This is a genomic window from Streptomyces sp. NPDC058274 (genome assembly GCF_042881375.1).
In the GTDB taxonomy this organism is placed as follows: Bacteria; Actinomycetota; Actinomycetes; order Streptomycetales; family Streptomycetaceae; genus Streptomyces.
The window spans coordinates 120,974-147,589 of record NZ_JBHVXW010000022.1 but is presented as its reverse complement, the minus strand read 5'-3'; the positions used below and the strand labels follow the sequence as shown (position 1 = coordinate 147,589).

At 71.1% G+C, this 26,616-nt stretch carries 22 protein-coding genes and 1 riboswitch; of the genes, 9 read left to right on the top strand and 13 right to left on the bottom strand.

All coding sequences use genetic code 11. From position 1 onward, the window contains the following. The first annotated feature begins 342 nt into the window (after window positions 1-342). A complete protein-coding gene (locus tag ACFVYF_RS32400; RefSeq protein WP_389461146.1) occupies window positions 343-516 on the top strand; it encodes a hypothetical protein in 174 nt (57 codons plus the stop codon). A gap of 109 nt (window positions 517-625) precedes the next feature. Here the strand turns inward: ACFVYF_RS32400 and ACFVYF_RS32395 are convergent, their stop codons facing one another. Then, window positions 626-1,450, bottom strand: coding sequence for an inositol monophosphatase family protein (locus ACFVYF_RS32395; RefSeq protein WP_389461145.1), 825 nt, complete (start codon window positions 1,448-1,450; stop codon window positions 626-628). After that, on the bottom strand, window positions 1,447-2,574 hold the full coding sequence (locus tag ACFVYF_RS32390; protein WP_389461144.1) for a ferrochelatase: 1,128 nt from the start codon (window positions 2,572-2,574) through the stop codon (window positions 1,447-1,449). The genes ACFVYF_RS32395 and ACFVYF_RS32390 overlap by 4 nt, the downstream gene beginning before the upstream one ends. A 127-nt stretch (window positions 2,575-2,701) precedes the next feature. Between ACFVYF_RS32390 and ACFVYF_RS32385 the strand changes: the two genes are divergently transcribed. Next, the gene (locus ACFVYF_RS32385) at window positions 2,702-3,940 is read left to right on the top strand and encodes an MFS transporter (protein WP_389461143.1); all 1,239 of its coding nucleotides are present in this window, start codon (window positions 2,702-2,704) and stop codon (window positions 3,938-3,940) included. Continuing rightward, a complete protein-coding gene (locus ACFVYF_RS32380; protein WP_389461142.1) occupies window positions 3,900-5,219 on the top strand; it encodes a D-arabinono-1,4-lactone oxidase in 1,320 nt (439 codons plus the stop codon). The genes ACFVYF_RS32385 and ACFVYF_RS32380 overlap by 41 nt, the downstream gene beginning before the upstream one ends. Here ACFVYF_RS32380 and ACFVYF_RS32375 read toward each other — a convergent pair. Then, window positions 5,143-5,922: a hypothetical protein gene (locus ACFVYF_RS32375; protein WP_389461141.1), complete on the bottom strand. Its 780-nt coding sequence runs from the start codon at window positions 5,920-5,922 to the stop codon at window positions 5,143-5,145. The two genes, ACFVYF_RS32380 and ACFVYF_RS32375, sit on opposite strands and share 77 nt — an antisense overlap. Before the next feature lie 472 nt (window positions 5,923-6,394). On the opposite strand from ACFVYF_RS32375, the gene sepH reads away from it, so the two are divergent. Next, complete coding sequence (gene sepH / locus ACFVYF_RS32370) at window positions 6,395-7,453, top strand: septation protein SepH (protein ID WP_389461140.1); 1,059 nt, start codon at window positions 6,395-6,397, stop codon at window positions 7,451-7,453. A 283-nt stretch (window positions 7,454-7,736) separates the two neighbouring features. Here the strand turns inward: sepH and ACFVYF_RS32365 are convergent, their stop codons facing one another. Next, the gene (locus ACFVYF_RS32365) at window positions 7,737-8,564 is read right to left on the bottom strand and encodes a sulfurtransferase (RefSeq protein ID WP_389461139.1); all 828 of its coding nucleotides are present in this window, start codon (window positions 8,562-8,564) and stop codon (window positions 7,737-7,739) included. 324 nt (window positions 8,565-8,888) lie between these two features. Between ACFVYF_RS32365 and ACFVYF_RS32360 the strand changes: the two genes are divergently transcribed. Both ACFVYF_RS32360 and ACFVYF_RS32355 read left to right on the top strand, forming a co-directional pair. Next, on the top strand, window positions 8,889-9,695 hold the full coding sequence (locus ACFVYF_RS32360; protein WP_389461138.1) for a VOC family protein: 807 nt from the start codon (window positions 8,889-8,891) through the stop codon (window positions 9,693-9,695). Window positions 9,696-9,795: 100 nt separating this feature from the next. Next, the gene (locus ACFVYF_RS32355) at window positions 9,796-10,347 is read left to right on the top strand and encodes a DUF4352 domain-containing protein (RefSeq protein WP_389461136.1); all 552 of its coding nucleotides are present in this window, start codon (window positions 9,796-9,798) and stop codon (window positions 10,345-10,347) included. Window positions 10,348-10,349: 2 nt separating this feature from the next. Here ACFVYF_RS32355 and ACFVYF_RS32350 read toward each other — a convergent pair whose 3' ends face one another. The 4 genes from ACFVYF_RS32350 to ACFVYF_RS32335 form a co-directional block, all read right to left on the bottom strand. Continuing rightward, entirely contained in the window at window positions 10,350-10,997 is a 648-nt protein-coding gene (locus ACFVYF_RS32350) for a thymidine kinase (protein ID WP_389461134.1), read from the bottom strand. 77 nt (window positions 10,998-11,074) lie between these two features. Beyond that, complete coding sequence (locus ACFVYF_RS32345; RefSeq protein ID WP_389461133.1) at window positions 11,075-12,313, bottom strand: alkaline phosphatase family protein; 1,239 nt, start codon at window positions 12,311-12,313, stop codon at window positions 11,075-11,077. After that, entirely contained in the window at window positions 12,313-12,900 is a 588-nt protein-coding gene (locus ACFVYF_RS32340; RefSeq protein ID WP_389461131.1) for a DUF5998 family protein, read from the bottom strand. The genes ACFVYF_RS32345 and ACFVYF_RS32340 overlap by 1 nt, the downstream gene beginning before the upstream one ends. Before the next feature lie 115 nt (window positions 12,901-13,015). After that, window positions 13,016-15,940 (bottom strand): GNAT family N-acetyltransferase, encoded by a 2,925-nt coding sequence (locus ACFVYF_RS32335; RefSeq protein ID WP_389461129.1) that lies wholly within the window; start codon window positions 15,938-15,940, stop codon window positions 13,016-13,018. Between the two features lie 222 nt (window positions 15,941-16,162). On the opposite strand from ACFVYF_RS32335, the gene ACFVYF_RS32330 reads away from it, so the two are divergent. Next, window positions 16,163-16,444 (top strand): HPr family phosphocarrier protein, encoded by a 282-nt coding sequence (locus tag ACFVYF_RS32330; protein ID WP_389461127.1) that lies wholly within the window; start codon window positions 16,163-16,165, stop codon window positions 16,442-16,444. Between the two features lie 226 nt (window positions 16,445-16,670). Here the strand turns inward: ACFVYF_RS32330 and ACFVYF_RS32325 are convergent, their stop codons facing one another. The 4 genes from ACFVYF_RS32325 to ACFVYF_RS32310 form a co-directional block, all read right to left on the bottom strand. Further along, entirely contained in the window at window positions 16,671-17,375 is a 705-nt protein-coding gene (locus ACFVYF_RS32325; RefSeq protein ID WP_389461125.1) for a GntR family transcriptional regulator, read from the bottom strand. Between the two features lie 224 nt (window positions 17,376-17,599). After that, the gene (locus ACFVYF_RS32320; protein ID WP_389461123.1) at window positions 17,600-18,364 is read right to left on the bottom strand and encodes a M23 family metallopeptidase; all 765 of its coding nucleotides are present in this window, start codon (window positions 18,362-18,364) and stop codon (window positions 17,600-17,602) included. 12 nt (window positions 18,365-18,376) lie between these two features. Beyond that, a riboswitch (cyclic di-AMP (ydaO/yuaA leader) is annotated at window positions 18,377-18,536 on the bottom strand. Window positions 18,537-18,771: 235 nt separating this feature from the next. Further along, a complete protein-coding gene (locus ACFVYF_RS32315; protein ID WP_389461121.1) occupies window positions 18,772-20,160 on the bottom strand; it encodes a M16 family metallopeptidase in 1,389 nt (462 codons plus the stop codon). Continuing rightward, on the bottom strand, window positions 20,157-21,524 hold the full coding sequence (locus tag ACFVYF_RS32310) for a M16 family metallopeptidase (protein ID WP_389461119.1): 1,368 nt from the start codon (window positions 21,522-21,524) through the stop codon (window positions 20,157-20,159). Before ACFVYF_RS32310 ends, ACFVYF_RS32315 begins: the two co-directional genes overlap by 4 nt. A 305-nt stretch (window positions 21,525-21,829) precedes the next feature. Here ACFVYF_RS32310 and ACFVYF_RS32305 point away from each other — a divergent pair, with 305 nt between their 5' ends. Further along, window positions 21,830-24,286 carry a DNA topoisomerase (ATP-hydrolyzing) subunit A gene (locus tag ACFVYF_RS32305; RefSeq protein WP_389461118.1) on the top strand — a complete coding sequence of 819 codons (2,457 nt, stop codon included), beginning with the start codon at window positions 21,830-21,832 and terminating at the stop codon, window positions 24,284-24,286. 221 nt (window positions 24,287-24,507) lie between these two features. Here the strand turns inward: ACFVYF_RS32305 and ACFVYF_RS32300 are convergent, their stop codons facing one another. After that, window positions 24,508-25,701, bottom strand: a complete 1,194-nt coding sequence (locus ACFVYF_RS32300; RefSeq protein WP_389461116.1) for a CobW family GTP-binding protein — start codon at window positions 25,699-25,701, stop codon at window positions 24,508-24,510. Window positions 25,702-26,053: 352 nt separating this feature from the next. Here ACFVYF_RS32300 and ACFVYF_RS32295 point away from each other — a divergent pair, with 352 nt between their 5' ends. Next, window positions 26,054-26,575 (top strand): DUF6082 family protein, encoded by a 522-nt coding sequence (locus ACFVYF_RS32295; protein ID WP_389461115.1) that lies wholly within the window; start codon window positions 26,054-26,056, stop codon window positions 26,573-26,575. Window positions 26,576-26,616 lie beyond the last annotated feature (41 nt).

Below are 26,616 nucleotides of genomic sequence, written 5' to 3'. Positions count from 1 at the left end.
GGCGCAGGCGGGAGCGGAGGATGACGCCTCCATCCTGCCCTTTTCGGCCATAAGTCGGCTGTAAGGCGGGGGCGGCAGCCGGGAATGCCAGTTTTTCTCGGCCGGTTGAGGTTTCCACGGAAGAGAGCGGGGGGAGGACGGCTTTACACCCCGCGATCACGCTCTGTTTGTGGCACGCCACCTTGTGGCAGCCGACCGCTTTCCGCAGAGCGGGCGTGGGTGTCCGGCACCGTCGCCGCCCGGCCGGGCTGCGCTGGGCACCCCATCTGGAGACGTGATCGCCCCTTCCGAACGGCACACCCCCGTGCCACCGACCCACGACCCAGGACGAGGGGGCGCAGCATGGACGCTTTCACCGCAGGACTTCTGCAGCGCATAAGGGCGACCGAGTCCGACCTGACGCGGGCTCGCGAGACAGGCGACGACTTCCTCGCGGAGGTCGAGCAGGCCGAGCTGGACGACCTGCACCGCCTGGCCTCCGAGCACGGTGTGGAGGTCGGCGCGACTCGCGTCTGACGCGTTCGTACGAGTCGTACGAGAGCGGGGCCCCGGCATCGATCCAGTGCCGGGGCCCCGCTTCGTCGTACCGCCGTCCATCACGGCGTGCACCGCAGGTCGTGTGACGTCAGTCGTGCCAGGCGCCGAGGTCCTCCAGGCGGGCCTGGAGGGGCTCGAAGAGGCCGGGCGGGGCCGCGACGGTCAGTTCGGTGGACAGGGGCTCTCCGGGGCGGCCACCGGTCAGCGCGCCCGCCTCGCGGGCGATCAGGTCGCCCGCCGCGTAGTCCCAGGGGTTCAGTCCGCGCTCGTAGTACGCGTCCAGGCGGCCCGTCGCCACGTCGCACAGGTCGATCGCCGCCGAGCCCCCGCGGCGGATGTCCCGCACCTCGGGGACCAGCCGGCGCAGGACCTCGGCCTGCCGGGCCCGGCGCTCGGCGAGATAGCCGAAGCCCGTGCCGACCAGGGCGAGCCCGAAGGCCGGCGCGGGCCGCACGCGCGCGGGATGCCCGTTCACCTGAGCGCCCTCGCCCAGGACGGCACGGTAGGTCTCGCCGCGCAGGGGTGCGTGCACCACGCCGACGAGGGTCTCGCCGTCCTTGCGGGCCGCGATGGAAACAGCCCAACTGGGCAGCCCGTAAAGGTAGTTGACCGTCCCGTCGATCGGGTCGATCACCCACTGGACACCGCTCGTGCCCTCGACGCTCGCGCCCTCCTCGCCGATCACGCCGTCATCCGGCCTGCGGTCGGCGATGAGGCCCGTGATCAGCTTCTCCGAGGCGATGTCCATCTCCGTGACGACATCGACGGCGCTGGACTTGGTGGCGGCCACGCCGAGGTCGGCCGGGCGGCCGTCGCGCAGGAAGTCGCCCGCGCGGTGCGCGGCTTCCAGCGCGAGCTCCAGGAGCTCGGCCTTGAGCTGGTCGTTCACGGGGTCGGTCACGTCGCTCCTCATGCGTACGGGCTGTCGGCGCCCGCGGCGGCGGGCCTGGGGGCGCGGGCGGGGCAGCAGCCCACCGGACACAGGTCGTGGCTCGGGGCGAGCTCTCCGAGGGCACAGGGCGCCACCTGACGGCCGGCCTCGACGGCGGCGCGCTCCAGGACGAGATCACGGACGGCCGCGGCGAACCGCGGGTCGGCGCCCACCGTGGCCGAGCGGCGCACCGGCAGGCCCAGCTCCTCGGCCTTGGCCTTCGCCTCCGTGTCGAGGTCGTAGAGGACCTCCATGTGGTCCGAGACGAACCCGATGGGCGCCATCACGACGGCCGGGACCCCGGCGCCGTGCAGCTCCTCGAGGTGGTCGCAGATGTCGGGCTCGAGCCAGGGGATGTGCGGGGCTCCGGAGCGCGACTGGTAGACGAGCCGCCAGGGGTGCTCGATCCCGGTCTGCTCCCGTACGGCGTCCGCGATCAGCCCCGCCACGTCCAGGTGCTGCCGCACGTACGCCCCGCCGTCGCCGTGGTCCTCGACGGGCCCGGAGGTGTCCGCGGCCGCGACCGGGATGGAGTGCGTGGTGAAGGCCAGGTGGGCGCCCGCCCGGACGTCCTCGGGGAGCTCGGCCAGGGACTTCAGGACGCCGTCGACCATGGGGCGCACGAAGCCGGGGTGGTTGAAGTAGTGCCGCAGCTTGTCGGTCCTCGGCGGCTCCAGGCCCTCGGCCTCCAGGGCGGCCAACGCCTCCGCGAGGTTCTCGCGGTACTGGCGGCAGCCCGAGTAGGAGGCGTAGGCGCTGGTGGCGAGGACGAGGATGCGGCGCCTGCCGTCGGCGGCCATCTCGCGCAGGGTGTCGGTCAGATAAGGCGCCCAGTTGCGGTTGCCCCAGTACACGGGCAGGTCCAGGCCGTGCTCCGCGAAGTCCTTGCGCAGGGCGTCGAGCAGTGCGCGGTTCTGGTCGTTGATGGGGCTGACCCCGCCGAAAAGGAAGTAGTGCTGTCCCACTTCCTGCAGCCGCTCCCTGGGGATGCCGCGTCCCCGCGTCACGTTCTCCAGGAACGGGACCACGTCGTCCGGGCCCTCGGGGCCGCCGAACGAGAGCAGGAGCAGGGCGTCGTAGGGACTGGCGTCGAGCACGTCTGGCATGTCTCGATCCTGCCACCCGCCTCCGACAGCCGGGATCCCGGCCCGCGTTCGGGCGTGCGTAAGGGTTACCTGACCCGTAAGCTGTATCGGCTAGCTTCACGCCTTACCGGCCCCCCGGAGACCCCTCGTGCCCAGCCCGTACCGTGCCCTGTTCGCCGCTCCCGGCTCCAAGGGTTTCTCCACCGCGGGCTTCCTCGGACGGATGCCGCTGTCGATGATGGGCATCGGCGTGGTCACGATGATCTCCCAGCTCACCGGGCGGTACGGCCTCGCCGGCGCACTGTCGGCGGCCATGGCACTGGCCGCCGCGGTGATGGGTCCCCAGGTCTCGCGTCTGGTGGACCGCTACGGGCAGCGGCGGGTGCTGCGCCCCGTGACGCTCTTCGCGCTCGTCGCGGCCGCGGGCCTGCTGATCGCCGCGCACTACGAGTGGCCCGACTGGGTGCTGTTCGTCTGCTCGGCCGGCATCGGCTGCGTGCCCAGCATCGGCGCGATGATCAGGGCGCGCTGGGCGGCCCTCTACCGGGGCACTCCGCAGCTGCACACCGCGTACTCCTTCGAGTCCGTGGTCGACGAGGTCTGCTTCATCTTCGGGCCGATCATCTCCATCGGGCTGTCCACGGCCTGGTTCCCGGAGGCGGGCCCGCTGCTCGCCGCCTGCTTCCTCGCGACCGGCGTCTTCTGGCTGACGTCCCAGCGCGGCACCGAGCCCGTGCCGCATCCGCACGAGCACCACTCCCGCGGCTCGGCGCTGCGCTCGGCCGGGCTCCAGGTCCTGGTGGCCACCTTCGTGGCGACCGGGGCGATCTTCGGCGCGGTCGACGTGGTCACCGTGGCCTTCGCCGAGGAGCAGGGCCACAAGGGCGCGGCGAGTGTCGTCCTCGCGCTGTACGCGGCGGGTTCCTGCGCGGCGGGAGCCGTGTTCGGGCTGCTGCGCTTCTCCGGGGCGCCGGAACGCCGGTGGCTGCTGGGCATATGCGCGATGGCCGTGAGTATGATCCCCCTCCTACTGGTCGGAAACTTGCCGTTCCTGGCCGTGGCGCTGTTCGTTGCGGGCCTGTCCATCGCACCCACGATGATCACGACGATGTCCCTCATCGAACAGCACGTTCCACGCGCGAAACTGACCGAGGGAATGACCTGGGTGAGCACCGGACTCGCGGTCGGGGTCGCGCTCGGCTCCTCCGTGTCCGGCTGGGTGATCGACGCCGCCGGGGCGAAGGCCGGGTACGGGGTTCCGGCGGTGTCCGGAGCCGTCGCGGTCGCGGTGGGTTTCCTCGGGTATCGCCGGCTCAACAGGCCGGTTCCGCAGCGGGGAGGGACCCATGAGCAGCACAGCGAGCGGGAAGAACGCCACGTGGCGTAACTGGGCCGGGAACGTCACCGCCCGTCCGGTGCGGGAGGTCGCTCCCGCCTCCGTCGAGGAGCTCTCCGCGGCCGTGCGCCGGGCCGCCGAGGAGGGCCTGAAGGTGAAGGCCGTCGGCACCGGGCACTCGTTCACCGCGGCCGCGGCGACCGACGGCGTCCTGATCCGCCCCCAGCTGCTGACCGGCATCCGTGGGATCGACCGCGAGGCCGGCACCGTCACCGTCGAGGCGGGCACACCGCTCAAGCGCCTCAATCTGGCTCTCGCCCGGGAGGGTCTGTCGCTCACGAACATGGGCGACATCATGGAGCAGACGGTGTCGGGCGCGACCAGCACCGGGACCCATGGCACGGGGCGCGACTCGGCCTCGATCGCCGCGCAGATCAAGGGACTTGAGCTGGTCACCGCGGACGGCTCGGTGCTCACCTGCTCCGAGAAGGAGAACCCCGAGGTCTTCGCGGCGGCCCGGATAGGCATCGGCGCCCTGGGGATCATCACCGCGATCACCCTCTCCGTAGAGCCCATTTTTCTGCTCACGGCGCGCGAGGAGCCGATGACCTTCGACAAGGTCACCGCCGACTTCGACGAACTCTTCGCGGAGAACGAGCACTTCGAGTTCTACTGGTTCCCGCACACCGGCAACTGCAACACCAAGCGCAACAACCGCAGCGCCGGCCCCGAGAAGCCGGTGGGGCAGCTCAGCGGCTGGATCGAGGACGAGTTCCTCTCCAACGGCGTCTTCCACGTGGCCAATCTGTTCGGCCGGGCCGTGCCCGCGGCCATCCCGGCGATCGCGTCGGTCTCCAGCCGCGCCCTGTCCGCGCGGACGTACACCGACATCCCCTACAAGGTCTTCACTTCGCCGCGCCGGGTGCGCTTCGTGGAGATGGAGTACGCCGTCCCGCGCGAGGCCCTCGTCGAGACGCTGCGCGAGCTGCGGACGATGGTCGACCGCTCGGCCCTGCGGGTCAGCTTCCCCGTGGAGGTCCGCACGGCGCCCGCCGACGACATCACGCTCTCCACGGCGTCCGGCCGGGAGAGTGCGTACATCGCCGTGCACATGTTCAAGGGCACCCCCTATCAGGCGTACTTCACCGCCGCGGAGCGGATCTTCACGGCGCATGGCGGACGGCCGCACTGGGGCAAGGTGCACACGCGCGACGCGGAGTACTTCTCCGAGGTCTATCCGCGCTTCGGCGAGTTCACTGCCCTGAGGGATCGACTCGACCCGGATCGGCGCTTTGGGAACGACTACTTGCGTCGGGTCCTGGGGTCGTAGGCGCGCCGGGCGAGGGTGGCGGCGTCGGGGCGCCGTCGCTTCCCTGGCTGTCCGTGGGACCGGGCGTCGGTGCCGGGCTCTGCGCCTTCCCGCCGTCACCGCTCCACGGGGAGTCGCTCTCCGACGGCGTGGGGCCCTTGTCCGCTGACGGCGTCGGCGAGGGTTCCGGGGAAGGCGCGTCACCGGACGAGGGCGCCTTGTTGTGGCCGGACAGGGCGTCGCCCACAGTGGTGCTGCCGCCCCCGCTGAAGCTGTTGCCCGATGCCAGTTCGTACGTGGTGATGCCGGCCATGGTGACGCCGAAGACGAGGGCCGCGGCGAGCACCGGCCGCTTCCAGCTCCTGACCCGCGCCCGGTAGACCGTTCCCGCACCGAAGCCCGCATCGAACCGCGGATCGAACCGCTCGTCGAACTCGGGCGCGGGAGTCCCCACTTGGTCCCCCCGCAGCGGTTTCGGTCTGGCGGGCACCGTCACATCACGGATCTGTTCGCCGGTCCGCCGGAAGAAGTGCTGGAAGACCGTGCCCCCGCAGGTGGCGATCGCACTCACCACTCCTGCGCCGAGGATCGTCCCGTACACCCCGAAGTAGGAGGCGAGTTTGGCCGCCATCACCGCGGCCACGGCGCTTCCCGCGACCTGCGGGACGCTCAGGTCCACCCGCTTCCTCTTCGGCTCCTCCGCGGTTTCGGACTTCTCACCCATTCCCGAACCTTGCCTGCCTTTCCCGCACTTGATCGGCCAGCTGCACGAGAAAAGGACGTATGGGCGAAACCATAAGTTCCGTTTCTGGCGATTTCGTGAAGTACGCCACGTTTCAAGGTCACGAGGGGCGCACATCGGGCGGCCAACTCCCACCCCCCATGAGAAGTTGAGCGGCGCGGCGATCCACGCACATGGCCCGAATGGAGTACTGTTGCGAGCCCTGGGTCCGGACTCCCGCCAGGGTGTCCGGGGCCTTGCAGGACCGCCGGGAGGGGGCTCGTTGCACAGGGTGATGGAGTTCGTCACTTAGCGTTGCGAATAGGTAACCGTGCCATAACGGCGATCCCGGGCCTGTGCCCGACACGCCGGGCAACTCGGCAAGGTTGTGGCAGGCTGCACCCGGGCAGGCCACACTCGACTAGCGGAAGCAGCGACGCACGTGACGTCGGCAGGCACCACCCGGGAGGTCCCCATGCCCGAACTGCGTGTCGTGGCCGTCTCTAACGACGGCACACGGCTGGTGCTGAAGGCTGCGGACAGCACGGAGTACACGCTTCCGATTGACGAACGTCTCCGCGCCGCCGTGCGCGGCGACCGTCCCCGCCTCGGCCAGATCGAGATCGAGGTGGAGAGCCATCTCCGCCCCCGAGACATTCAGGCGCGTATACGCGCCGGCGCCTCCGCGGAGGAGGTCGCACAGCTCGCCGGCATCCCCGTCGACCGCGTACGCCGCTTCGAGGGTCCGGTACTGGCCGAGCGCGCCTTCATGGCCGAGCGGGCCCGGAAGACTCCCGTCCGCCGCCCCGGTGAGAACGCCGGACCCCAGCTCGGTGAGGCGGTCCAGGAGCGGCTGCTGATCCGCGGCGCGGAGAAGGACACCGTCCAGTGGGACTCGTGGCGCCGCGACGACGGCACCTGGGAAGTGCTGCTGGTCTACCGGGTCGCGGGTGAGCCCCACTCGGCGAGCTGGACGTACGACCCGCCCCGGCGGCTCGTCCAGGCCGTCGACGACGAGGCACGCTCGCTGATCGGTGAGTCCGAGGACCTCGCGGCGCCCGAACCGAGCTTCCCGTTCGTGCCGCGGATCGCCCGGTTGCCGCGCGACCGTCCGCTGGACCGCGCCCTGGACCGGCAGATGGAGCGTCCGAGCCTGCCGGCGCCGTCGGCCGAGCCCGTCGAGGAGACCGCGGCCGAGCGTGATTCGCTCACCAGTCTCCTGGAGGCGGTGCCCAGCTTCCGCGGGGACATGGTGGTGCCCGAGCGTCCCTCGACCACGGAGCGGCCTGTCGCGGAGGAGCCCCCGGCTCCGGAGCCCGAGGCGGAGGAGCCGGTGGCTCCCGCGGCCTCGGCCGGCGCCGGTTCGGCGTACGCGGACGTCCTCATGCCGCGCTCGGTCGGCAGCCATCGCGACCGTCTCGTCGGTGCCACCGACCGCCAGGCCGAGGCCGACGGTGTCCGGCCGGGCCGCCGGGCAGCGGTCCCGAGCTGGGACGAGATCGTCTTCGGTACACGTCGGAAGAAGCAGGATTAGTCACCGGTCCCACTCGTCCGAGGGCTGAGGACCAGCGACACAGGGTACAGGGAAGGGGCCCGCGCCCGGTTGGGTGCGGGCCCCTTCGCTGCGTCCGCTTCTCTGTGTCCGCTTCTCTGCGTCCGCTTCTCTGTGTCCGCTTCTCTGCGTCCGCGGCCGATCGAGTACGGCCCCTGTCTGTGTCCACGCCGGACGAGTCCGGGCCGCTCCCCAGGCGCCCGAGAGCGACCAAGTACGGCCCCGCGTCCGGTCCGTGACCGCCAGGGGAGGTCGGCCGCCGGAACTACTGCGGTTCCGCTCCCACCGCCACCGGACGACCGGCGTCCCGGGACCACTCCGACCAGGAACCCACGTAGAGCGCCGCCGGAATGCCCGCGACGTCCAGCGCGAGGATCTGCTGGGCGGCCGAGACGCCCGAACCGCAGTAGACACCGACCTCGATGTCGCCCGTCGCGCCAAGGGACTTGAAGCGTTCGGCCAATTCGGCGGCGGGTCGCAGGCGGCCGTTTTCGGCCACGTTCTCGGCGGTCGGCGCCGAGACCGCGCCCGGGATATGGCCCGCGACCGGGTCGATCGGCTCGACCTCACCGCGGTAGCGCTCGCCGGCCCGGGCGTCGAGGAGCAGGCCGGTGCGGGCCAGGGCCGCGGCTCCGTCCGCGTCGAGCAGCGGCAGTGCGCCCGGTGCCGGCACGAAGGTCCCCGGCACCGGGTCCGGCACCTCCGACGTCAACGCACCGCCCCAGGCGGCCAGCCCGCCGTCAAGCACACGCACCGACGGATGCCCCGTCCAGCGCAACAGCCACCAGGCCCGCGCGGAGGCCCACCCGAGGCCCCCGTCGTACACAACGACATCGCGGTCCGGCGAGACCCCGGCTGCCCTCATCGCGGCTCCGAACACCTCCAGGTCGGGCAGCGGATGCCGCCCTCCGGCACCCGGCGCACCTGCCAGTTCGGATTCCAGATCGATGAAAACGGCGCCGGGGAGATGTGCCTTCTCGTACTCGGGCCGCAGATTCGGGCTGCCCAGCTGATAGCGCACGTCGAGGAGCACCGGAGGGTGCGGACCGGCCAACTCGCCGACGAGTTCGGATGTGGAGATGATGGCGTTCATGGCCACCATCCTTACGCACGGGGTGGCCCCGTCGTCCAGGTCCGGCTACTCTGCTCCGCCGGGCAGCCCCGATCACGAGGCGTATGGGATCGGGCACATGCTGTACAGCTGATGGCCACCGGACGGCAACGGCGCGGAAACGGATGGGAAACCGCAAATCGGGCATCCTCCCGCGGTAGAAGGGCCTCCGGCGGCGCGGCCGGAGCGCGCGGTGCGACCGGTGGTGCCAACATCGGCACGGGGCGTGCACGCGCGTGGCTGCGGTACGCGCATGCGTAGGCGGAAGTCGACCGGCCACCGTGAGGGGCCGAGAAGAGAGTGACGATGACCGAGGCACGGGGGTCCGCGGGCCGCCTGAACGGCACCACGCACGCTGGGCGCACGCCCGGCACACCGTGCTGGGTGAGCCTGATGGTGCACGGGATGGCGGCGACCCAGGACTTCTACGGAGCGCTGTTCGGCTGGGAGTTCCAGCCCGGCCCGCAGCAGCTCGGCCCGTATGCGCGGGCGCTCCTCGACGGCCACGAGGTGGCGGGCATCGGTCAGCTGCCGCCCGACCGGCATCTGCCCATCGCCTGGACTCCGTACCTCGCCACGGACGACGTGAACCAGACGGCCGAGACCGTACGGCACTCCGGCGGCACCGTCGGTGTCGGCCCCCTCGACGCCGCCGACGCCGGCCGCCTCGCCATCGCATCCGACCCGACGGGCGCCGTGTTCGGCATCTGGCAGGCGTCGGAACATCTGGGCACCGGGATCACCGGGGTGCCCGGCACGCCCGCCTGGAACGAGCTCCTGACCCGCGACTCCGGGAGCGTCGGCAAGTTCTACCAGGGGGTCTTCGGCTACGAGCTGGAGCCGGTCGCGTCCGCCGGCCTCGACTACGTCACCCTGTACATCGACGGACGGCCGGTCGCGGGCATTCACGGTGTCGGCAGCGACCTGCCCCGTGACCGCGGTGCGCACTGGCTGACGTACTTCGAGGTCGCCGACACCGATGACGCCGTCGCGCGCGTCGCCGGCCTGGGCGGCCGGCTCCTGAAGCCCGCGCACGATTCGCCGCACGGCCGCATGGCCACGGTCGCGGACCCGGAGGGCGCCGTCTTCTCACTGGTCCACAAGGCGGCCTGAGCCCGTCCCGCTCGCAGAAGCCTGCGCGGGGGCGGATCCTGAAGTCATCCGCAGGCTCCGCACATCGTCGCGAAGCACCTCGAGTTCATCGGGAGGAGCTATGCGTCGTTCGACCGTTTCCTGGGCGGCCGCTCTGCTCACCGCGCCCGTCCTTGCCCTGCTTCCGGCAGGGGTGACCGCTTCCGCGGTGCCCGCCGGCAGCGCTCACGCCGTCGCCGTTCGGGGCGGCGCCTCCGACGGCAAGGTCGGGGACACGGTGCGCCTCACCGGCTTCAAGAAGGGCGAGGCACTGGACGTGACCGTCATCAAGGTCGTCGACCCGGCCCGCGCGGAGGACGCGTATCTGGTGCCGAGCGCGGGCAAGCATCTGGCCGCCGTCCAGTTCCGTCTCAAGAACACCGGCACCGCGCTCTACAAGGACTCGCCGTCGAACGGCGCGACCGTCGTCGACAAGCAAGGGCAGCGGTTCAACTCGTCGCTCTTCCCGACGCGCGCAGGCGCCGAGTTCCCGGCGACCGTGACGGTCCGCCCGGGCGGTACGGCGCTGGGGTTCATCTCCTTCGAGGTGCCGAACGGAACGAAGATCGTCGCTGTCCAGTTCGCCATGGACAGCGGGTTCGCCGACGACGTCGGGGAGTGGTCCGTGCCCTGACGTCAGGCGGGACCGATCGGCAGGACGTCCGGGGAGAGCGCGCTCGCGTGAGCCGTCGCGGCCGTCATACGGCGACGGTGGTGGCGGCGGCAGAGCACCTCGTAGCCGACGGCGTCGGACTGGTTGACGTCACCGACGACCACCTGAGCCCCCTCGACGACCATCTCGCCGCCTATCGTGCGGGCGTTGTGCGTGGCGCGCGCCCCGCACCAGCACAGGGCCTCGACCTGGAGGACCTCGACCCGGTCGGCGAGCTCGACGAGGCGCTGGGAACCGGGGAAGAGCTTCGAGCGGAAGTCGGTGGTGATGCCGAAGGCGAAGACGTCGATGCCCAGGTCGTCCACGATGCGGGCCAGTTGGTCGATCTGCCCCGGCGCCAGGAACTGTGCCTCGTCCGCGATCACGTAGTCCGCGCGGCCGCCCTGCGAGAGCTGGTCGACCACATACGCGTACACGTCCTGGTCGTGCTCCACCTCCACGGCGTCCGTGACCAGGCCGAGGCGGGAGGAGAGCTTGCCCTCGCCCGCTCGGTCGTCCCGGGTGAAGATCAGGCCCTGCAGCCCTCGCGCGGAGCGGTTGTGCTCGATCTGGAGAGCCAGCGTCGACTTCCCGCAGTCCATGGTTCCGGAGAAGAACACCAGCTCGGGCATGCGAGTTGAGCACCTTTCGGCGGGCGGAAGCTGGGGGCTTCACGGGCGTGGCGGATCTTCCGGGGCGGACGGAAACGTCAGGAGCGTACTTGGAGGAGCGGGACCAGCTGCTCGACGGGGGTCATCGAGCCGTGGTTGCCGACCATCGCCGACTCCTTCGGCTCCCGCTCGGAGGCGATGATCAGGACGTCGTCCCGGGCCGCCGCGACCACGTCGCCGATCCGCCCGTACACCCGCTCGTCGATGTGCGGACCGAACCAGCCCGCCGCGATCGCCTCGTCGCGCGAGGCGATCCAGAACTGCTCGCCGAGCACCTCGCGCCAGCAGGTCAGGACGTCCGCCTCGGCACCGGGAACGGCGTAGACATGGCGGGCGCGGCCCTCGCCGCCCAGCAGGGCGACGCCGGCGCGCAGCTCCCAGTCCTCGTCGAAGTCGATGCGGTGCTGCTCGTCGAACGGGATGTCGATCATGCCGTGGTCCGCGGTGACGTACAGGGCCGTCCGCGGGGGCAGCTGTTCCGCCAGGCGCTGGACCAGGCGGTCGACATACATCAGCTGGCCGCGCCAGGGGTCCGAGTCCACGCCGAAGCCGTGGCCCTTGCCGTCCACCTCGGCGTAGTAGGTGTAGACGAGGGAGCGGTCGCCCGCGGCCAGTTGCTCGGCCGCGAAGTCCATCCGGTCCTCGCCGGTCAGCCGGCCGTGGAACGTGCCACCGCTGAGGGCGACCTTCGTCAGCGGGGTGTTCTGGAAGCCGGGCGACGAGACCTGGGCGGTGTGCACACCGGCCGCGTCCGCCAGCTGGAAGACCGTGGGATACGGCTGCCAGACATGCGGATCCGTCCAGGGCTTCCAGCGGAGCTGGTTCATCAGGGCGCCGGTCGCCGGGTTGCGCACGGTGTAGCCGGGCAGGCCGTGCGCGCCGGGCGGCAGGCCGGTGCCGACCGAGGCGAGGGAGGTCGCGGTGGTGGCCGGGTAGCCCGCGGTGATCGGGCGGCCGGTGCCCCCTCGGGAGGACGCCAGCAGCGAGGTCATGAAGGGAGCTTCGTCCGGGTGTGCCCTCAGCTGCTCCCAGCCGAGGCCGTCGATCAGGAAGACGCAGTTCCGGTCGGCCTCGGTCAGTTCCGGTATGGCGGCGGTCATGCCCGGTACGGCCATGCCCGCGGCGAGCGTGGGCAGCAGGTCGGCCAGCGAACCCGAGCCGTACTCGGGGACGGGGGCGGAGCCGACGGCGAGTGGCTCCGGGTCGTCCCAGGCGGGAATGAGAGGGGCGGGCGCGGAACGCCCTCGGTCATGGGCGGCGGGAGACGGGTGGGACATCAGCGCGTGATGTCCGCGGTCGCCTCGGAGAGACACTGCGCGAAGGCGAGCGCCTGGCGCACCGTCTCCGGACCGTCCCCCGCCTCACTGACGCGGAGGCTGAGGTCGTCCGCCGTCGAGTTGCCCGTGTAGCCGTGGTCCGCCTCGCAGTTGGGGTCGCCGCAGGCGGCGGGCTCCAGATCGATGCGGGAGACGGCGCCCCAGCCGATGGTCAGGACGACCTCGCGGGGCAGCGTGCCCGGCGTGTACGACTCGGGGTTGGCCACGACACGGCTGAGGACGACCGACGAGATCCGGCTGAGCTTCACGGACTCGGTCGACGTCGTCGCGTACGGAGTCGGCGAGGTGGTGTCCGCGGCCTGCTCGTCGGTGTGGCTCACGATGAAGCGGTTGGCGGTCAGGACCAGGACCGTGACATGCCGGCGCACTTCGTTCGCGTCGAACGTCGTCTCCTGGTGGACCAGGAACGACCGGACGGCGTCGCCGCCGACGGCGGCCTCCACCGCCTCGGCCACGAGGGCCGGGTAGTAGCCGCTGCGCTCGATCGCCGCTCGCAGCCCCTGGGTCGTCGTACTGGTCTTGGCCATGACGTCCATCCTACGGTGGTGCACTGACTGCGAGGCACCGCTCGCGAGTGTCTGTCGGGCTCGGAATCGACCGGGTGTCCACGCCGAGCCCCGCGGCCGTCCGGGCCGGGCGGGATCAGATGACGGGCAGCGTGCGCGGCCCGAGGTCGTCGCGGGCCGGCGGGCGCGCGAGCCGAACGGTGGCGCCGAGCGCGCTCAGGCCCTGCGCGGCGACGACCACGGGCTCCAGGGAGACGCCGACGACCTCCGGGTGGTCGTCGACCAGGCGCGACAGGCGCAGCAGCAGCTCTTCGAGCGCGGCCGTGTCGACCGGCGCCGAGCCCCGCCAGCCGAACAGGAGCGGCGCGGTCCGGATCGACCGCACCAGGGAGGTCGCGTCCCGGTCCGTGACCGGGATCAGGCGGTGCGCGACGTCCCCGAGCAGCTGCGAGGCGGCTCCGGCGAGCCCGAACGAGAGGACGGCGCCGGCCGCCGGGTCGATGACGGCACGTACGACCGTGTCGACACCGCGCGGGGCCATGCTCTGCACGACCGGCCGCAGCTCCTCCGGTGTGCCGAACAGCTCGGTCAACTCGGTGTACGTGCGCCGCAGTTGCTCCTCGTCCGCCAGATCCAGCCGGACGCCGCCGAGGTCGGCGCGGTGGCGCAGGTGCGGGGCGGTGGCCTTGAGGGCCACCGGGTAGCCGAGGGTGCGCGCGGCCGCGGCGGCCTCGTCGGGCGTGGGCGCGGGCAGCGCACGGCGTACGTCGATGCCGTACCGCCCGAGCAGGGCGCAGGCGTCCGCCTCGCCGAGCGTCAGCCCCTCCTCGCTCGCGAGCAGCCCGTCGATCAGCTCGGCGGCGCCCTTCTCGTCGATGTCCTCGTACTCGGGGACCTTGCCGGGCTCCGCGACCTCGCGCCGCCACTGCGCGTAGTTCACCGCTTCGGCGAGGGCACGGACGGCCCGCTCGGCGGCGGGGTAGGCGGGGATGAGACGGGATCCGGCGGCTTCGGGGGCACGGAGGGCCTCGGCCGCCGGGGCACGGAGGGCCTCGGGCGGTGGAGGCGTGGTCCCCGGAGGTGCGGCTGCCGAGGGGGGTCGCTGCGGCGGCGTGGTCTCAGGAGGTGCCGCTGCCGCGGGGGGCCGCTGCGGTACGTCCTCGGCCGGCGCATCCGCTGTTTCCACCGGCGCCCTGGGTGCGGTGCTGGCCGCGGCGGACAGCGCCTCGGCGAGCCCGCCGAGCTCGACGTGGACCACCAGGACCGGTTTCGCCGGAGCCGCCGCGGCGGCCGAACGCAGGGCCTCGGCCAGGGCTTCGTCGGCCGCCGACTCCTCCCCCACCGCCGGGATGGCGGTCACGACCACGGCGTCGCACGTGTCGTCGGCGAGCGCCCGCGCCAGCGCGCGGTGGAAGTCCCCGGCCGAGGCCGCCGTCGTCAGATCCAGCGGGGGAAGCGGCCGCAGCCCCTGGGCCAGGCACGCGTCGTAGGTGAGCAGCCCCAACGATTCCGAGTTGCCCAGGATGGCCACCCGGGGGCCGCGCGGGAGGGGCTGGCGGGCGAGCAGGAGGCCCGCGTCGACGAGCTCGGTGATCGTGTCCACCCGGATCACGCCGGCCTGCCGCAGCAGTGCGGAGACGGTCGCGTGCGGCAGCCGCGTGGCCCGTACGGCATGTCCCTGGGGGGTGGCCGCGTGCCGGGCGCCCTGCACCACGACCAGTGGCTTCGCCGCCGCGGTCCGCCGGGCGAGGCGGGTGAACTTGCGCGGGTTGCCGATGGATTCGAGGTACATCAGGGCGACATCGGTGTCCGGGTCGTCGTACCAGTACTGGAGTACGTCGTTGCCGGACACGTCCGCGCGGTTGCCGGACGAGACGAAGGTGGACACACCGGTCACGCCCGTGACCCCGCCGCCGCGCCGCTGCAACCGGGACAGCAGCGCGATCCCGATCGCGCCCGACTGCGCGAACAGGCCGATCCGGCCGGGCGGCGGCATCTCCGGTGCGAGCGAGGCGTTGAGCCGCACGTCGGGTGCGGTGTTGATGATCCCGAACGCGTTCGGCCCGATGATGCGCATGCCGTACGTCCGCGCCTGGCGCACCAGCTCGCGCTGGCGCTCGCGCCCCTCGGGACCGCTTTCCGCGTACCCGGCGGAGACGACCACGAGGCCCTGCACCCCGTGCTCACCGCACTCCGCGACGACCTCGGGAACGAGCGGTGCGGGCACGGCGACGACGGCGAGGTCGACGGGTTCGGCGATGTCACGGACGGAGCGGTGCGCAGGGACCCCGGCGAGCTCCTTCTCCTCAAGGGCCCTGTTCACCGCGTACAGACGCCCGGTGAAACCGGCGGCGCGGAGATTGTCGAGGACGCTGCGGCCCACCCCGCCGGGCGTGCGGCCCGCGCCGATCACGGCCACCGAGCCCGGCGCGAGCAGCCGCTGCACGGACCGCGCCTCGGCGCGCTGCTCCCGGGCCCACTGCACCGCACGCGAGCGGTCCGTCGGCTCCAGGTCGAACTCCAGCCGGACGACGCCGTCCTCGAAGCTGCGCTTCTGGGTGTAGCCGGCGTCCGTGAACACCTTGATCATCTTGTTGTTGGCGGGCAGCACCTCGGCGGCGAACCGCCGGATGCCGCGCTCCCGGGCCACCGCCCCGATGTGTTCGAGGAGGGTGGAGGCGACGCCGCGTCCCTGGTGGGCGTCCTGCACGAGGAAGGCGACCTCGGCCTCGTCGGCCGGAGCCGAGGCGGGCCGGCCGTCCGCGCTGATGCGGTCGAACCGTACGGTGCCGATGAACTCGCCGCCGATCGTGGCCGCGAGGCCCACCCGGTCCACGAAGTCGTGGTGCGTGAAGCGGTGGACGTCCTTGGCGGACAGCCGGGGGTAGGGCGCGAAGAAGCGGTAGTACTTCGACTCGTCCGAGACCTGCTCGTAGAAGCTGACCAGGCGGTCTGCGTCGTCGACGGTGATGGGCCGGACGCGCGCCGTACCGCCGTCGCGCAGCACCACGTCGGCCTCCCAGTGGGCGGGGTACTCGTGCCGGGCCGACGAGGTCTGCATGCGCCCCAGACTACGGCTCGCGTACGACAACAGCGCGGGGCAGGCTTGGGGGTGCCGCACACCCCCCGGGGGCACCGGCGGGGTGTGCGGCACAGACATCCTGGGGGTATCCCGGGGAGTCGAAGGTCCGCCCGGTGCCGGGTCCAAGGCCCGCTCCGGGCACGCTTCACGGTATGGGACACTGGTCTAGACAACCCTGAAAAACCTGAAGGGCAGCATCGCATGGCTGAGCGCCGCGTCAACGTCGGCTGGGCCGAGGGCCTCCACGCCCGCCCCGCCTCCATCTTCGTCCGGGCGGCCACGGCCTCCGGCGTCCCCGTGACGATCGCCAAGGCGGACGGCAACCCCGTCAACGCCGCGTCGATGCTCGCGGTCCTCGGCCTGGGCGCCCAGGGCGGCGAGGAGATCGTCCTGGCCTCCGACGCGGAGGGTGCGGACGCCGCGCTCGACCGTCTGGCCAAGCTGGTCTCCGAGGGGCTCGACGAGCTTCCCGAGACCGTCTGAGCACGCCCGGCTTCGCACCGGGGCCGGGCCGGCCCCGGTGGAAACGGCCGCGCGCAGTCGGGGCTCCTCGCAAAATGGTGGCGCCCACCGACGCCCCATAAGAGATTGTCCCGAACGCCATCGAAGGGCCCGTCCGGTATTCCGGTCGAGCCCTTCGGCCTTTTCATTCTGCGGGCAGCAAAAATAATCCCCCGCGAATTACCCCTATTTGTATACGGCCTTTTTGTTAATGCCGCAGGCCCGTCATGTTTACGGGATGTTGCGAAGTCCTCACACGGTCCGGGCGGTCGCCGGCCTCCCCGCGCCCGGGGAAACGAAGCCGGTGCGCCGCGCTCGCCCGCTCGGTGTGCAGCGCGGTGATCGCCCGTGCCCGCTCGCTGTCGCCCCGCGCGACGGCGTCCACGATCCCGCCGTGCTCCGCCCAGGACTCCGCCGGGTTGGCGGGCGCCTCCACCGCGTACATCCAGGCGATCTTGTGCCGCAGCTGGGCGAGGGTGGACGTCAGCGCGGGGCTGCCGGACGCCTGCGCGAGCGTTTCGTGGAACCAGCCCCCCAGGGAGCGCAGATCATCGCTGTGGCCCCTCCTGGCCCGCTCCTGGCCCAGTCTGACCAGGCCCCGCAACACCTTGAGGTGCGCTTCCGTGCGGCGCTGCGCGGCCCGGGCGGCGCCCAGCGGCTCGAGGAGCATCCGCATCTCCAGCAGGTCCGCGGCCTCCTGCTCGGTCGGCTCCGCGACGCACGCGCCCGCGTGCCGCCGGGTGACGACGAAGCCCTCGGCCTCCAGGGTGCGCAGCGCCTCGCGCACGGGGACGCGGGAGACGCCGTAGCGCCGCGCGAGCAGTTCTTCGGTGAGTCGGCCGCCCCGCTCGTAGACACCCGCGACGATGTCGTCACGGATCGCCGTGCATACCGAGTGCGCCGGAATGCGCATGAGCGGACCTCCGCCTTAATCCTCGCGAAACGCCGTCGATTGGCGCATGTTCAGTGACTCTATTGCAGAGAGACGGAATTTCCGATGGCGGACCGGAATCCATGGATATTTTTTGGACAGAGGACCGTTCGAAACGGCGAAGGCCCCGGCTCTATGAGCCGGGGCCTTCGAAGTCCATACGCGGTTGACCGGGCGCACGCGTGCGTGCGCCCCGCGGGCCTGTGTCAGACGTTCACGCCGTGCGAGCGGAGGTAGGCGACGGGGTCCATGTCCGAGCCGTACTCGGCCGTCGTGCGGGCCTCGAAGTGGAGGTGGGGCCCGGTGGTGTTGCCGGTCGAGCCGGAGAGGGCTATCTGCTGGCCCGGGGTGACCGTCTGCCCCACGGAGACACCGATGGACGACAGGTGGCCGTACATGGTGTACGTACCGTCATGCATCTTGATGACGATCTGGTTGCCGTACGCGCCGCCCCAGCCGGCCGTCACGACGGTGCCGGAGCCCACGGCGTGGACGGCGGTGCCGGATGCGGCGTGGAAGTCCACACCGGTGTGGCTGCCGGAGGACCAGAGGCTGCCGCCGGTCTTGTAGCCCGTGGAGACGTACGAGCCGGTGATGGGCGAGACGAAGGTGTTGAGGCGCTTGCGCTCGGCGGCACGGGCGGCACGGGCCTTGGCCTCTCGCTCCTTCTCGGCCTTCTCCGCGGCGCGCTTGCGGGCGGCCTCCTCGGCCTTCTTCAGGGCGGCGGCCTGGTCGGCGGCCTGCTGCTGGGCGGCGGCCTGCGCGTCGATCTGGTCGGCGACCGAGTCGCCGATGGTGATGGCCTGGGTCAGCCCGGTCTGTTCTACGGAAGTGTCCGCGGCGAGTGCCGGAGCGGCCAGGGTTCCGATGACACCGGTGGTGGTGAGCACAGCGACGCCAGCGGCATTCTTGGTCGTGCGGGTGAGCCGGCTCGGACGACGGTGCTTCCCGGTGGCACGGGTGAACGCCATGAAGGGGCTGGTCCTTTCCTTCCTTCTCGCCTACCGGGTTAGCTGACGGGTTCGGAGCAGGAAGGTCTCCTACGGGACCCTTCCAGGAAGGGCGCCCGATTCACCCCAGGGACTTCGATGGGTCCCCGGCTCCCCTGGCTCGCGCCGTACGGGGACTCGGCGATGACTGTCCGGTGCCGCGGGCGCGGCGCACTGCCTGACGAACAGCCGGACTGACGCTAAACGGGACATCTTTCAATCGACAAACGGAACACGGCTTTTGTAGTGCACGCCACAGGGCAGACGCATGATCACCCCATCAATACGGACATATTGAGGGCGCGTCCGGGTACGTCGGATCCGAAGTGCGGACAAAGAGGGGCCCAGGCGACTCTTCAGTCACCTGGGCCCCACCGGGAGTTGTCGCTCTACTCCGCGGTCACGACGCTCACTTCACCGATCCCGAGGGCGCGGACGGGCTCCGCGATCTGTGCCGCGTCACCGACGAGAACGGTCACCAGCCGGTCCACCGGGAAGGCACTCACGGCGGCAGCGGTGGCCTCCACCGTGCCCGTGGCGGCGAGCTGCTGGTACAGCGTCGACTGGTAGTCGTCCGGCAGGTGCTGCTCGACCTGGTCCGCGAGCGTGCTCGCCACGGCCGCGGCCGTCTCGAACTTGAGGGGCGCGACACCCACCAGGTTCTGCACGGCGACATCGCGCTCGGCGTCCGTCAGGCCCTCCGCCGCGAGGGTGCGCAGCACCTTCCAGAGGTCGTCCAGCGCCGGGCCGGTGTTGGGCGTGTCCACGGAGCCGCTGATGGCGAGCATCGCGGCGCCCGTGCCGTCGGGAGCGGACCGCAGCACCTGGCCGAACGCCCGCACGCCGTAGGTGTATCCCTTCTCCTCGCGCAGGACGCGGTCCAGGCGCGAGGTGAGGGTGCCGCCGAGGCAGTACGTGCCGAGCACCTGGGCGGGCCACACGCGGTCGTGCCGGTCGGCTCCGACGCGGCCGATGAGCAGCTGCGTCTGGACGGCACCGGGCCGGTCGACGATGATCACGCGGCCCCGGTCGTCGGCGGTCACCGGCGGCACCGGGCGCGGTTCGGCGGTCGAGCCGGTCCAGGCGCCGAGTGTGTCGGCGAGCAGCGCGTCGAGATCGACCCCCGTGAGGTCGCCGACGACCACGGCGGTGGCCGTGGCAGGGCGAACGTGCTTCTCGTAGAAGGCGCGTACGGCCGCCGAGTCGATGGCCTGCACGGTCTCCTCGGTGCCCTGGCGCGGGCGCGACATGCGGGAGGTGACCGGGAACAGCTCCTTGGAGAGTTCCTTGGCGGCGCGGCGGGCCGGGTTGGCGGTCTCGTGCGGGATCTCGTCCAGCCGGTTGCGGACCAGGCGCTCGATCTCGCTGTCGTCGAACGCCGGTGCCCTCAGGGCGTCGGCGAGCAGCCCGAGGGCCTTCGGCAGGCGCGACACGGGGACTTCGAGGGAGAGGCGCACCCCGGGGTGGTCGGCGTGCGAGTCGAGGGTGGCGCCGCAGCGCTCCAGCTCGGCGGCGAACTCCTCGGCGGAGTGCTTGTCGGTGCCCTCGGAGAAGGCCCGGGCCATGATCGTGCCCACACCGTCGAGTCCGGCCGGCTCGGCCTCCAGGGGCGCGTCGACGAGTACCTCGACGGCGACGACCTGCTGACCGGGGCGGTGGCAGCGCAGCACCGTCAGGCCGTTGTCGAGCGCGCCGCGACCGGGGGCCGGGAACGCCCACGGCCTGGCCTCGCCGGCCTGGGGCTGCGGGTGGAACTCCATGCTCGCGAGCTCGGTCACTTCGCCGACTCCTCGTCCTCGTCGGTGGCTTCGGCGGCCGCTGCGGCTTCCGCCTCTTCGGCGGAAACCGGCTCGTACACGAGCACCGCGCGGTTGTCGGGGCGCAGCCGGGCCTTGGCGATCTCCTGCACCTCTTCGGGGGTGATGGCGAGCACGCGCTGTACGGCGGTCAGGGCGAGCTGGGGGTCACCGAACAGGACGGCGTACCGGCACAGTTCGTCGGCGCGGCCCGCGACCGTGCCCAGCCGGTCCAGCCACTCGCGCTCCAACTGGGCCTGGGCGCGCTCCATCTCCTCGGCCGTGGGGCCCTCCGCGGCGAACCGGGCGAGCTCCTCGTCGACCGCGGCCTCGATGACCGGGACCTCCACGTCACCGGACGTCTTCACGTCGAGCCACCCCAGAGAGGGCGCCCCGGCGAGCCGCAGCAGGCCGAACCCGGCCGCGACGGCCGTACGGTCGCGGCGTACGAGCCGGTTGTAGAGGCGGGACGACTCGCCGCCGCCGATCACCGTCAGCGCGAGGTCCGCCGCGTCGCACGCGCGCGTGCCGTCCTCCGGAAGGCGGTAGGCGGCCATCAGCGCACGCGCCGGGACCTCCTCCTCGAGGACCTCGCGCAGCTGCTCGCCGATGACCTCCGGCAGGGAGCCGTCGCGGGGCGCGGGCTTGCCGTCGTGCCCGGCGATGGAGCCGAAGTACTTCTCGATCCAGACGAGGGTCTGCTCCGGGTCGATGTCCCCGACGACCGACAGGACCGCGTTGTTGGGCGCGTAGTAGGTGCGGAAGAACGCGCGGGCGTCCTCCAGGGTGGCCGCGTCCAGATCCGCCATCGACCCGATCGGGGTGTGGTGGTAGGGGTGGCCCTCCGGGTAGGCGAGGGCGGTCAGCTTCTCGAAGGCCGTGCCGTAGGGGACGTTGTCGTAGCGCTGCCTGCGCTCGTTCTTGACGACGTCCCGCTGGTTCTCCATCGACTCCTCGTCGAGCGCGGTGAGGAGCGAGCCCATGCGGTCGGCCTCCAGCCAGAGCGCGAGCTCCAGCTGGTGCGTGGGCATGGTCTCGAAGTAGTTCGTGCGCTCGAAGCTGGTCGTCCCGTTCAGCGAGCCGCCGGCGCCCTGGACCAGCTCGAAGTGGCCGTTGCCCTTCACCTGGCCCGAACCCTGGAACATCAGGTGCTCGAAGAGGTGAGCGAGCCCCGTACGCCCCTTGACCTCGTGGCGCGAGCCGACGTCGTACCAGAGGCACACCGCCGCGACCGGGGTCAGGTGGTCCTCGGAGAGCACCACGCGCAGGCCGTTGGCCAGGCGGTGCTCGGTCGCTGTCAGGCCTCCGGAGCCTGCCTCAGCTGTGGCCGTGTGACCCATGGGCATGTACGTCCCTTCGATCGCGGAAACTGCAGAATTCCTGCCGGTCCTGCCACTGTATGCAAGCGTGCAGACGGCTGGCGAAGTTCCCGCACCTCGTACGCCGAGAGCGAGACCTCCGTAAGCCGGGAACAGGACGCCCGAAAGGGCCGTAGGGCGACGGGAACCGGGGCTGCGGACGCGCCGTGACGACGTGCGCACGAGCCGGCCCGGAGCGTGAACGGACGGGTCGTGGTCCGCGTTGTCAGTGGAGCGGTCCACAATGGTGCGCGTCAGATCCCGTTCATGTTGGTGAAGGAGCCGCAGCAGCGATGGCCCGCCGCAGCACGAAGACCCCGCCGCCCGACGACTTCGAGGAGAGGATCCTCGACATCGACGTCGTCGACGAGATGCAGGGCTCCTTCCTCGAGTACGCGTACTCGGTCATCTACTCCCGGGCCCTGCCGGACGCCCGTGACGGCCTCAAGCCCGTGCACCGCCGCATCGTCTACCAGATGAACGAGATGGGCCTGCGCCCCGACCGCGGCTATGTGAAGTGCGCCCGCGTCGTCGGCGAGGTCATGGGCAAGCTCCACCCGCACGGAGACGCGTCGATCTACGACGCCCTGGTGCGCCTGGCCCAGCCCTTCTCGATGCGGCTGCCCCTGGTCGACGGCCACGGCAACTTCGGCTCGCTGGGCAACGACGACCCGCCCGCCGCCATGCGGTACACCGAGTGCCGGATGGCCGACGCGACCTCCCTGATGACGGAGTCGATCGAAGAGAACACGGTCGACTTCTCGCCGAACTACGACGGCCAGGAGCAGGAGCCGGGCGTCCTGCCCGCCGCATACCCGAACCTCCTGGTCAACGGCTCGTCCGGCATCGCCGTCGGCATGGCCACGAACATGCCGCCGCACAACCTCGGCGAGATCATCGCGGCCGCCCGCCACCTGATCCGCCACCCGGGCGCCGACCTGGACACGCTGATGAAGTACGTCCCCGGCCCCGACCTGCCCACCGGCGGCCGCATCGTCGGCCTCTCCGGGATCCGGGACGCGTACGAGTCGGGCCGCGGCACCTTCAAGATCCGCGCCACGGTGTCAGTGGACAACGTGTCGGCGCGCCGCAAGGGCCTGATCGTCACCGAACTGCCCTTCGCCGTCGGCCCGGAGAAGGTGATCGCGAAGATCAAGGACCTGGTCGGCGCGAAGAAGCTGCAGGGCATCGCCGACGTCAAGGACCTCACCGACCGTGCGCACGGCCTGCGCCTGGTCATCGAGATCAAGAACGGCTTCGTGCCGGAAGCGGTCCTGGAGCAGCTCTACAAGCTGACGCCGATGGAGGAGTCCTTCGGTATCAACAACGTGGCTCTGGTGGACGGTCAGCCGCTCACCCTCGGCCTCAAGGAGCTGCTGGAGGTCTATCTCGACCACCGCTTCGAGGTCGTGCGCCGCCGCAGCGAGTTCCGCCGCGGCAAGAAGCGCGACCGGCTGCATCTCGTCGAGGGCCTCCTGGTCGCCCTCATCGACATCGACGAGGTCATCCGGCTGATCCGGTCCAGCGAGAACTCCGCGCAGGCCAAGGAGCGCCTGATCGAGCGCTTCTCGCTCAGCGACGTGCAGACGCAGTACATCCTGGACACGCCGCTGCGCCGGCTGACCAAGTTCGACCGCATCGAGCTGGAGTCGGAGCGCGACCGGCTGAACGGCGAGATCGACGAGCTGACCGGCATCCTCGACTCGGACGCCGAGCTGCGCAAGCTGGTCTCCGGCGAACTGGCCGCGGTGGCCAAGAAGTTCGGCACCGACCGGCGCACGGTGCTCCTGCAGTCCGCCGGCGCCCCCGCCGCGACCGTTCCGCTCCAGGTCGCGGACGACCCGTGCCGGGTCCTGCTGTCCTCGACGGGTCTGCTCGCCCGTACGGCGAACGGCGACCCCTTCGGAGAGGACGCGGACGACCGGCGCGCCAAGCACGACGTGATCATCTCCTCGGTGCCGGCCACGGCCCGCGGCGAGATCGGCGCGGTCATCTCCTCCGGCCGCCTGTTGCGGCTGAACGTGATCGACCTCCCGCAGCTGCCGGAGACGGCCTCGGTGCCGAACCTCTCCGGGGGTGCGCCGATCTCGGAGTTCCTGTCCTCCCTGGAGGCGGGCGAGACGGTGATCTGTCTGACGACGCTCGACGAGTCCTCGCCGGGCCTCGCGATCGGCACGGAGCAGGGCGTCGTCAAGCGGGTGGTCCCCGACTATCCCTCCAACAAGGAGGAGCTCGAGGTCATCTCGCTGAAGGACGGCGACCGCATCGTCGGCGCCGTCGAGCTGCGGACCGGCGAGGAGGACCTGGTCTTCATCACCGACGACGCGCAACTGCTGCGCTACCAGGCTTCGCAGGTCCGCCCGCAGGGCCGCCCCGCCGGCGGCATGGCGGGCATCAAGCTCACCGACGGTGCCAAGGTGATCTCGTTCACCGCGGTCGACCCGGCGGTCGACGCCGTCGTGTTCACGGTGGCGGGCTCGCGCGGCACCCTGGACGACTCGGTCCAGACGACCGCCAAGCTGACCCCCTTCGACCAGTATCCGCGCAAGGGCCGCGCCACGGGTGGCGTGCGCTGCCAGCGGTTCCTGAAGGGCGAGGACTGCCTGTCGCTGGGCTGGGCAGGCCCCACCCCGGCCCGTGCCGCGCAGAAGAACGGCACGCCGGCCGAGCTGCCGGAGATGGACCCGCGCCGCGACGGATCGGGCGTGTCGCTGGCGAAAACCGTGTCGGTGGTAGCGGGACCGGTGTAGGGCAGCCGGCTTCCAGGACTACGGGAGCCGGTTCCATGGTCAGGTCCGGCGCGGGTCACGGCTTCCAGGCCTTCGGGAGCCGGTTCCGCGGTCAGGTCCGGCTCGCGGGTCAGCCGGCTTCCAGGCCTTCCGGACCGGGCTCCATGGTCAGGTCCGGCTCGCGGGTCAGCCGGCTTCCAGGCCTTCCGGACCGGGCTCCATGGTCAGGTCCGGCTCGCCGGTCAGTCCGTGTCTACGTCCTCGGGATCCGGCTCCGCGACCAGGTCCAGGTCCAGGTCCGGATCCGGGTCCAGGTTCGGATCCTCGAAGGCTTCCGGATCCGGCTGCTGTACGTAGCGGAGGACGCCCCACATGCTGTGTTCGTCGGCATGCGGGGCGTCCTCCTTGCACGCCTCCAGCTCCTTGCCGAGCGCCCCGGTGTCGATGCCGGAGCCGATGAGGACGAGCTGGGTGAGGCGTTCGCCGTCACCGCCCCAGGGCTCCGGGCGGAAGCGCAGGAACCGTCCGACGGCATGCACGGCGTACCGGTTGCCGCTGTCGTGGGCGCCGAAGTCGACGTACCCCTTGATGCGGTACAGCCCCTCGGGCCTGCTGTCGAGGAAGGTCATCAACCGCCGTGGGTCGAGCGGGACTTCGGAGGTGAAGGAGAGCGATTCGTAGGCGGAGTGCAGATGGCCCGAGTGGTCCCCGTGCTCCTCGGCATCGTCCCCATGATCATGATCGTGATCATGATCGTGATCATGCAGATCGTCGAAGGACAGCTGCCCGACGCGCTCCTCGCTCGGCCTGCGGTCGAAGAGGAACTCGGGGTCGATACGGCCGTAGGCGGCGGGGACGACAGCCGCTCGGTCGGCAAGGTCCCGGACGACGCCGAGCACGCGCTCGCCGTCGTCGGCCCGGTCAATCTTGTTGACGACGACGAGATCGGCGAGCGCCAGATGCCGGTCGATCTCGGGATGCTTCTCGCGCGTACCGTCGAACTCGGCGGCGTCCACGACCTCGACGAGCCCGCCGTACACGATCCGCGGCTGCTCGCTGGCGAGCACCATCCGCACGAGCTCCTGGGGCTCGGCCAGCCCGCTCGCCTCGATGACGATGACGTCGATACGGGCGGAGGGCCGGGCGAGCCGCTCCAGATAGATGTCGAGCTCACTCGCGTCGACGGCGCAGCACAGACACCCGTTGCCCAGCGACACGGTGGAGTCCCCGAGCGCCCCCGCCACGGCCATCGCGTCGATCTCGATGTCCCCGAAGTCGTTGACGATCGCCCCGATCCGGCTGCCTCCGCCGCGGTGCAGAAGATGGTTGAGGAGAGTGGTCTTGCCGGAACCCAGGAAGCCGGCGAGGACGATGACCGGGATGTTCTCGGGCGGTGTCTGCCCGACCGGGATCCGCTGCGGACTGGACTGGCTCAACGGACGACCTCTCTCACACCGACGCGTGCACCGGCTCACGGACCGGCGCTCGAACGGGCCCGGCACACGCACCGGATCTCGTACGGGGAATGACTGCCGCACCAGGATACGAGTGGGAGGAAACGCCTCGAAGTGAACGATTGTTAGCGGCGCTCACGGGGCACACGTTGGACATGGCGCCGGGACGCGCGACCCGCATTTCCCTCCGTGCGCCTCCTCTCCGCCTCCCTGCCGATCAGAGCCGCTCGGCAAAACTGGGAGACGGCAAGCGCGCCGCCCACCGCTCGCCGGTCCGCTCCCTGTCGCCCCGCACCCGACGACCGGCGGACGGTCGCCTGATTCGGGGGTTGACATGGTCACACAGAACTTTGGGATACGGAGGCTTGGCTCCGCCACCAGGGCCAGGCTGGCACTCGCTGCTCACGTCGTCGCGGAGCGGAGCGCGCGGCAACGCAGACGAGCCGTCCTCGCCGAGCAACACCGGCTCCACTTCGACCTGTTGTGCAAAGCGATGGCGGATCCCGCACTGGCAGCCGTCCTGGACACCTACGAGACCGACATCCCGTCCGAGCGGCAGCGCCAGTACCTGTTCGCGAACGCGCTCTACGTCAACGCGCTGCATTTCCACCGCATCGGGGCGCTCAACCTGCCGGAACTGTATGGACACTTGCGGGTGATGTGCCGGAACGAGATCTTCCGCGAGTACTGGGCGGCTACGCGTCACCACCGGGAGAGCCTGCCCGGCTCGTCGGAAGAGGCCGAGCTCGGGAAACTGATGGACGATCTCGTCCAGAACATGAATGACCTGGTCCAGGACCAGGACGACGGGGAACTCGACGTTTGGTGGGTGATCGGGCAACCGCCGGAGGAGTGAATCCCCTGCAGTGCTCGCGTCTTGAACAAAGAGAGGCTGAA

Excerpts from the sequence above, each read along its gene's own strand:
- ACFVYF_RS32375 (WP_389461141.1), bottom strand. The coding sequence starts at position 5,922 with ATGGGTGAGAAGTCCGAAACCGCGGAGGAGCCGAAGAGGAAGCGGGTG.
- ACFVYF_RS32310 (WP_389461119.1), bottom strand. The coding sequence starts at position 21,524 with ATGCCCATGGGTCACACGGCCACAGCTGAGGCAGGCTCCGGAGGCCTG.
- ACFVYF_RS32335 (WP_389461129.1), bottom strand. The coding sequence starts at position 15,940 with ATGCAGACCTCGTCGGCCCGGCACGAGTACCCCGCCCACTGGGAGGCC.
- ACFVYF_RS32355 (WP_389461136.1), top strand. The coding sequence starts at position 9,796 with ATGCGTCGTTCGACCGTTTCCTGGGCGGCCGCTCTGCTCACCGCGCCC.
- ACFVYF_RS32345 (WP_389461133.1), bottom strand. The coding sequence starts at position 12,313 with ATGTCCCACCCGTCTCCCGCCGCCCATGACCGAGGGCGTTCCGCGCCC.
- ACFVYF_RS32340 (WP_389461131.1), bottom strand. The coding sequence starts at position 12,900 with ATGGCCAAGACCAGTACGACGACCCAGGGGCTGCGAGCGGCGATCGAG.
- ACFVYF_RS32320 (WP_389461123.1), bottom strand. The coding sequence starts at position 18,364 with ATGGCGTTCACCCGTGCCACCGGGAAGCACCGTCGTCCGAGCCGGCTC.
- ACFVYF_RS32365 (WP_389461139.1), bottom strand. The coding sequence starts at position 8,564 with ATGAACGCCATCATCTCCACATCCGAACTCGTCGGCGAGTTGGCCGGT.
- ACFVYF_RS32325 (WP_389461125.1), bottom strand. The coding sequence starts at position 17,375 with ATGCGCATTCCGGCGCACTCGGTATGCACGGCGATCCGTGACGACATC.
- ACFVYF_RS32360 (WP_389461138.1), top strand. The coding sequence starts at position 8,889 with ATGACCGAGGCACGGGGGTCCGCGGGCCGCCTGAACGGCACCACGCAC.
- ACFVYF_RS32400 (WP_389461146.1), top strand. The coding sequence starts at position 343 with ATGGACGCTTTCACCGCAGGACTTCTGCAGCGCATAAGGGCGACCGAG.
- ACFVYF_RS32295 (WP_389461115.1), top strand. The coding sequence starts at position 26,054 with ATGGTCACACAGAACTTTGGGATACGGAGGCTTGGCTCCGCCACCAGG.
- ACFVYF_RS32330 (WP_389461127.1), top strand. The coding sequence starts at position 16,163 with ATGGCTGAGCGCCGCGTCAACGTCGGCTGGGCCGAGGGCCTCCACGCC.
- ACFVYF_RS32390 (WP_389461144.1), bottom strand. The coding sequence starts at position 2,574 with ATGCCAGACGTGCTCGACGCCAGTCCCTACGACGCCCTGCTCCTGCTC.
- sepH (WP_389461140.1), top strand. The coding sequence starts at position 6,395 with ATGCCCGAACTGCGTGTCGTGGCCGTCTCTAACGACGGCACACGGCTG.
- ACFVYF_RS32395 (WP_389461145.1), bottom strand. The coding sequence starts at position 1,450 with ATGAGGAGCGACGTGACCGACCCCGTGAACGACCAGCTCAAGGCCGAG.
- ACFVYF_RS32305 (WP_389461118.1), top strand. The coding sequence starts at position 21,830 with ATGGCCCGCCGCAGCACGAAGACCCCGCCGCCCGACGACTTCGAGGAG.
- ACFVYF_RS32350 (WP_389461134.1), bottom strand. The coding sequence starts at position 10,997 with ATGCCCGAGCTGGTGTTCTTCTCCGGAACCATGGACTGCGGGAAGTCG.
- ACFVYF_RS32380 (WP_389461142.1), top strand. The coding sequence starts at position 3,900 with ATGAGCAGCACAGCGAGCGGGAAGAACGCCACGTGGCGTAACTGGGCC.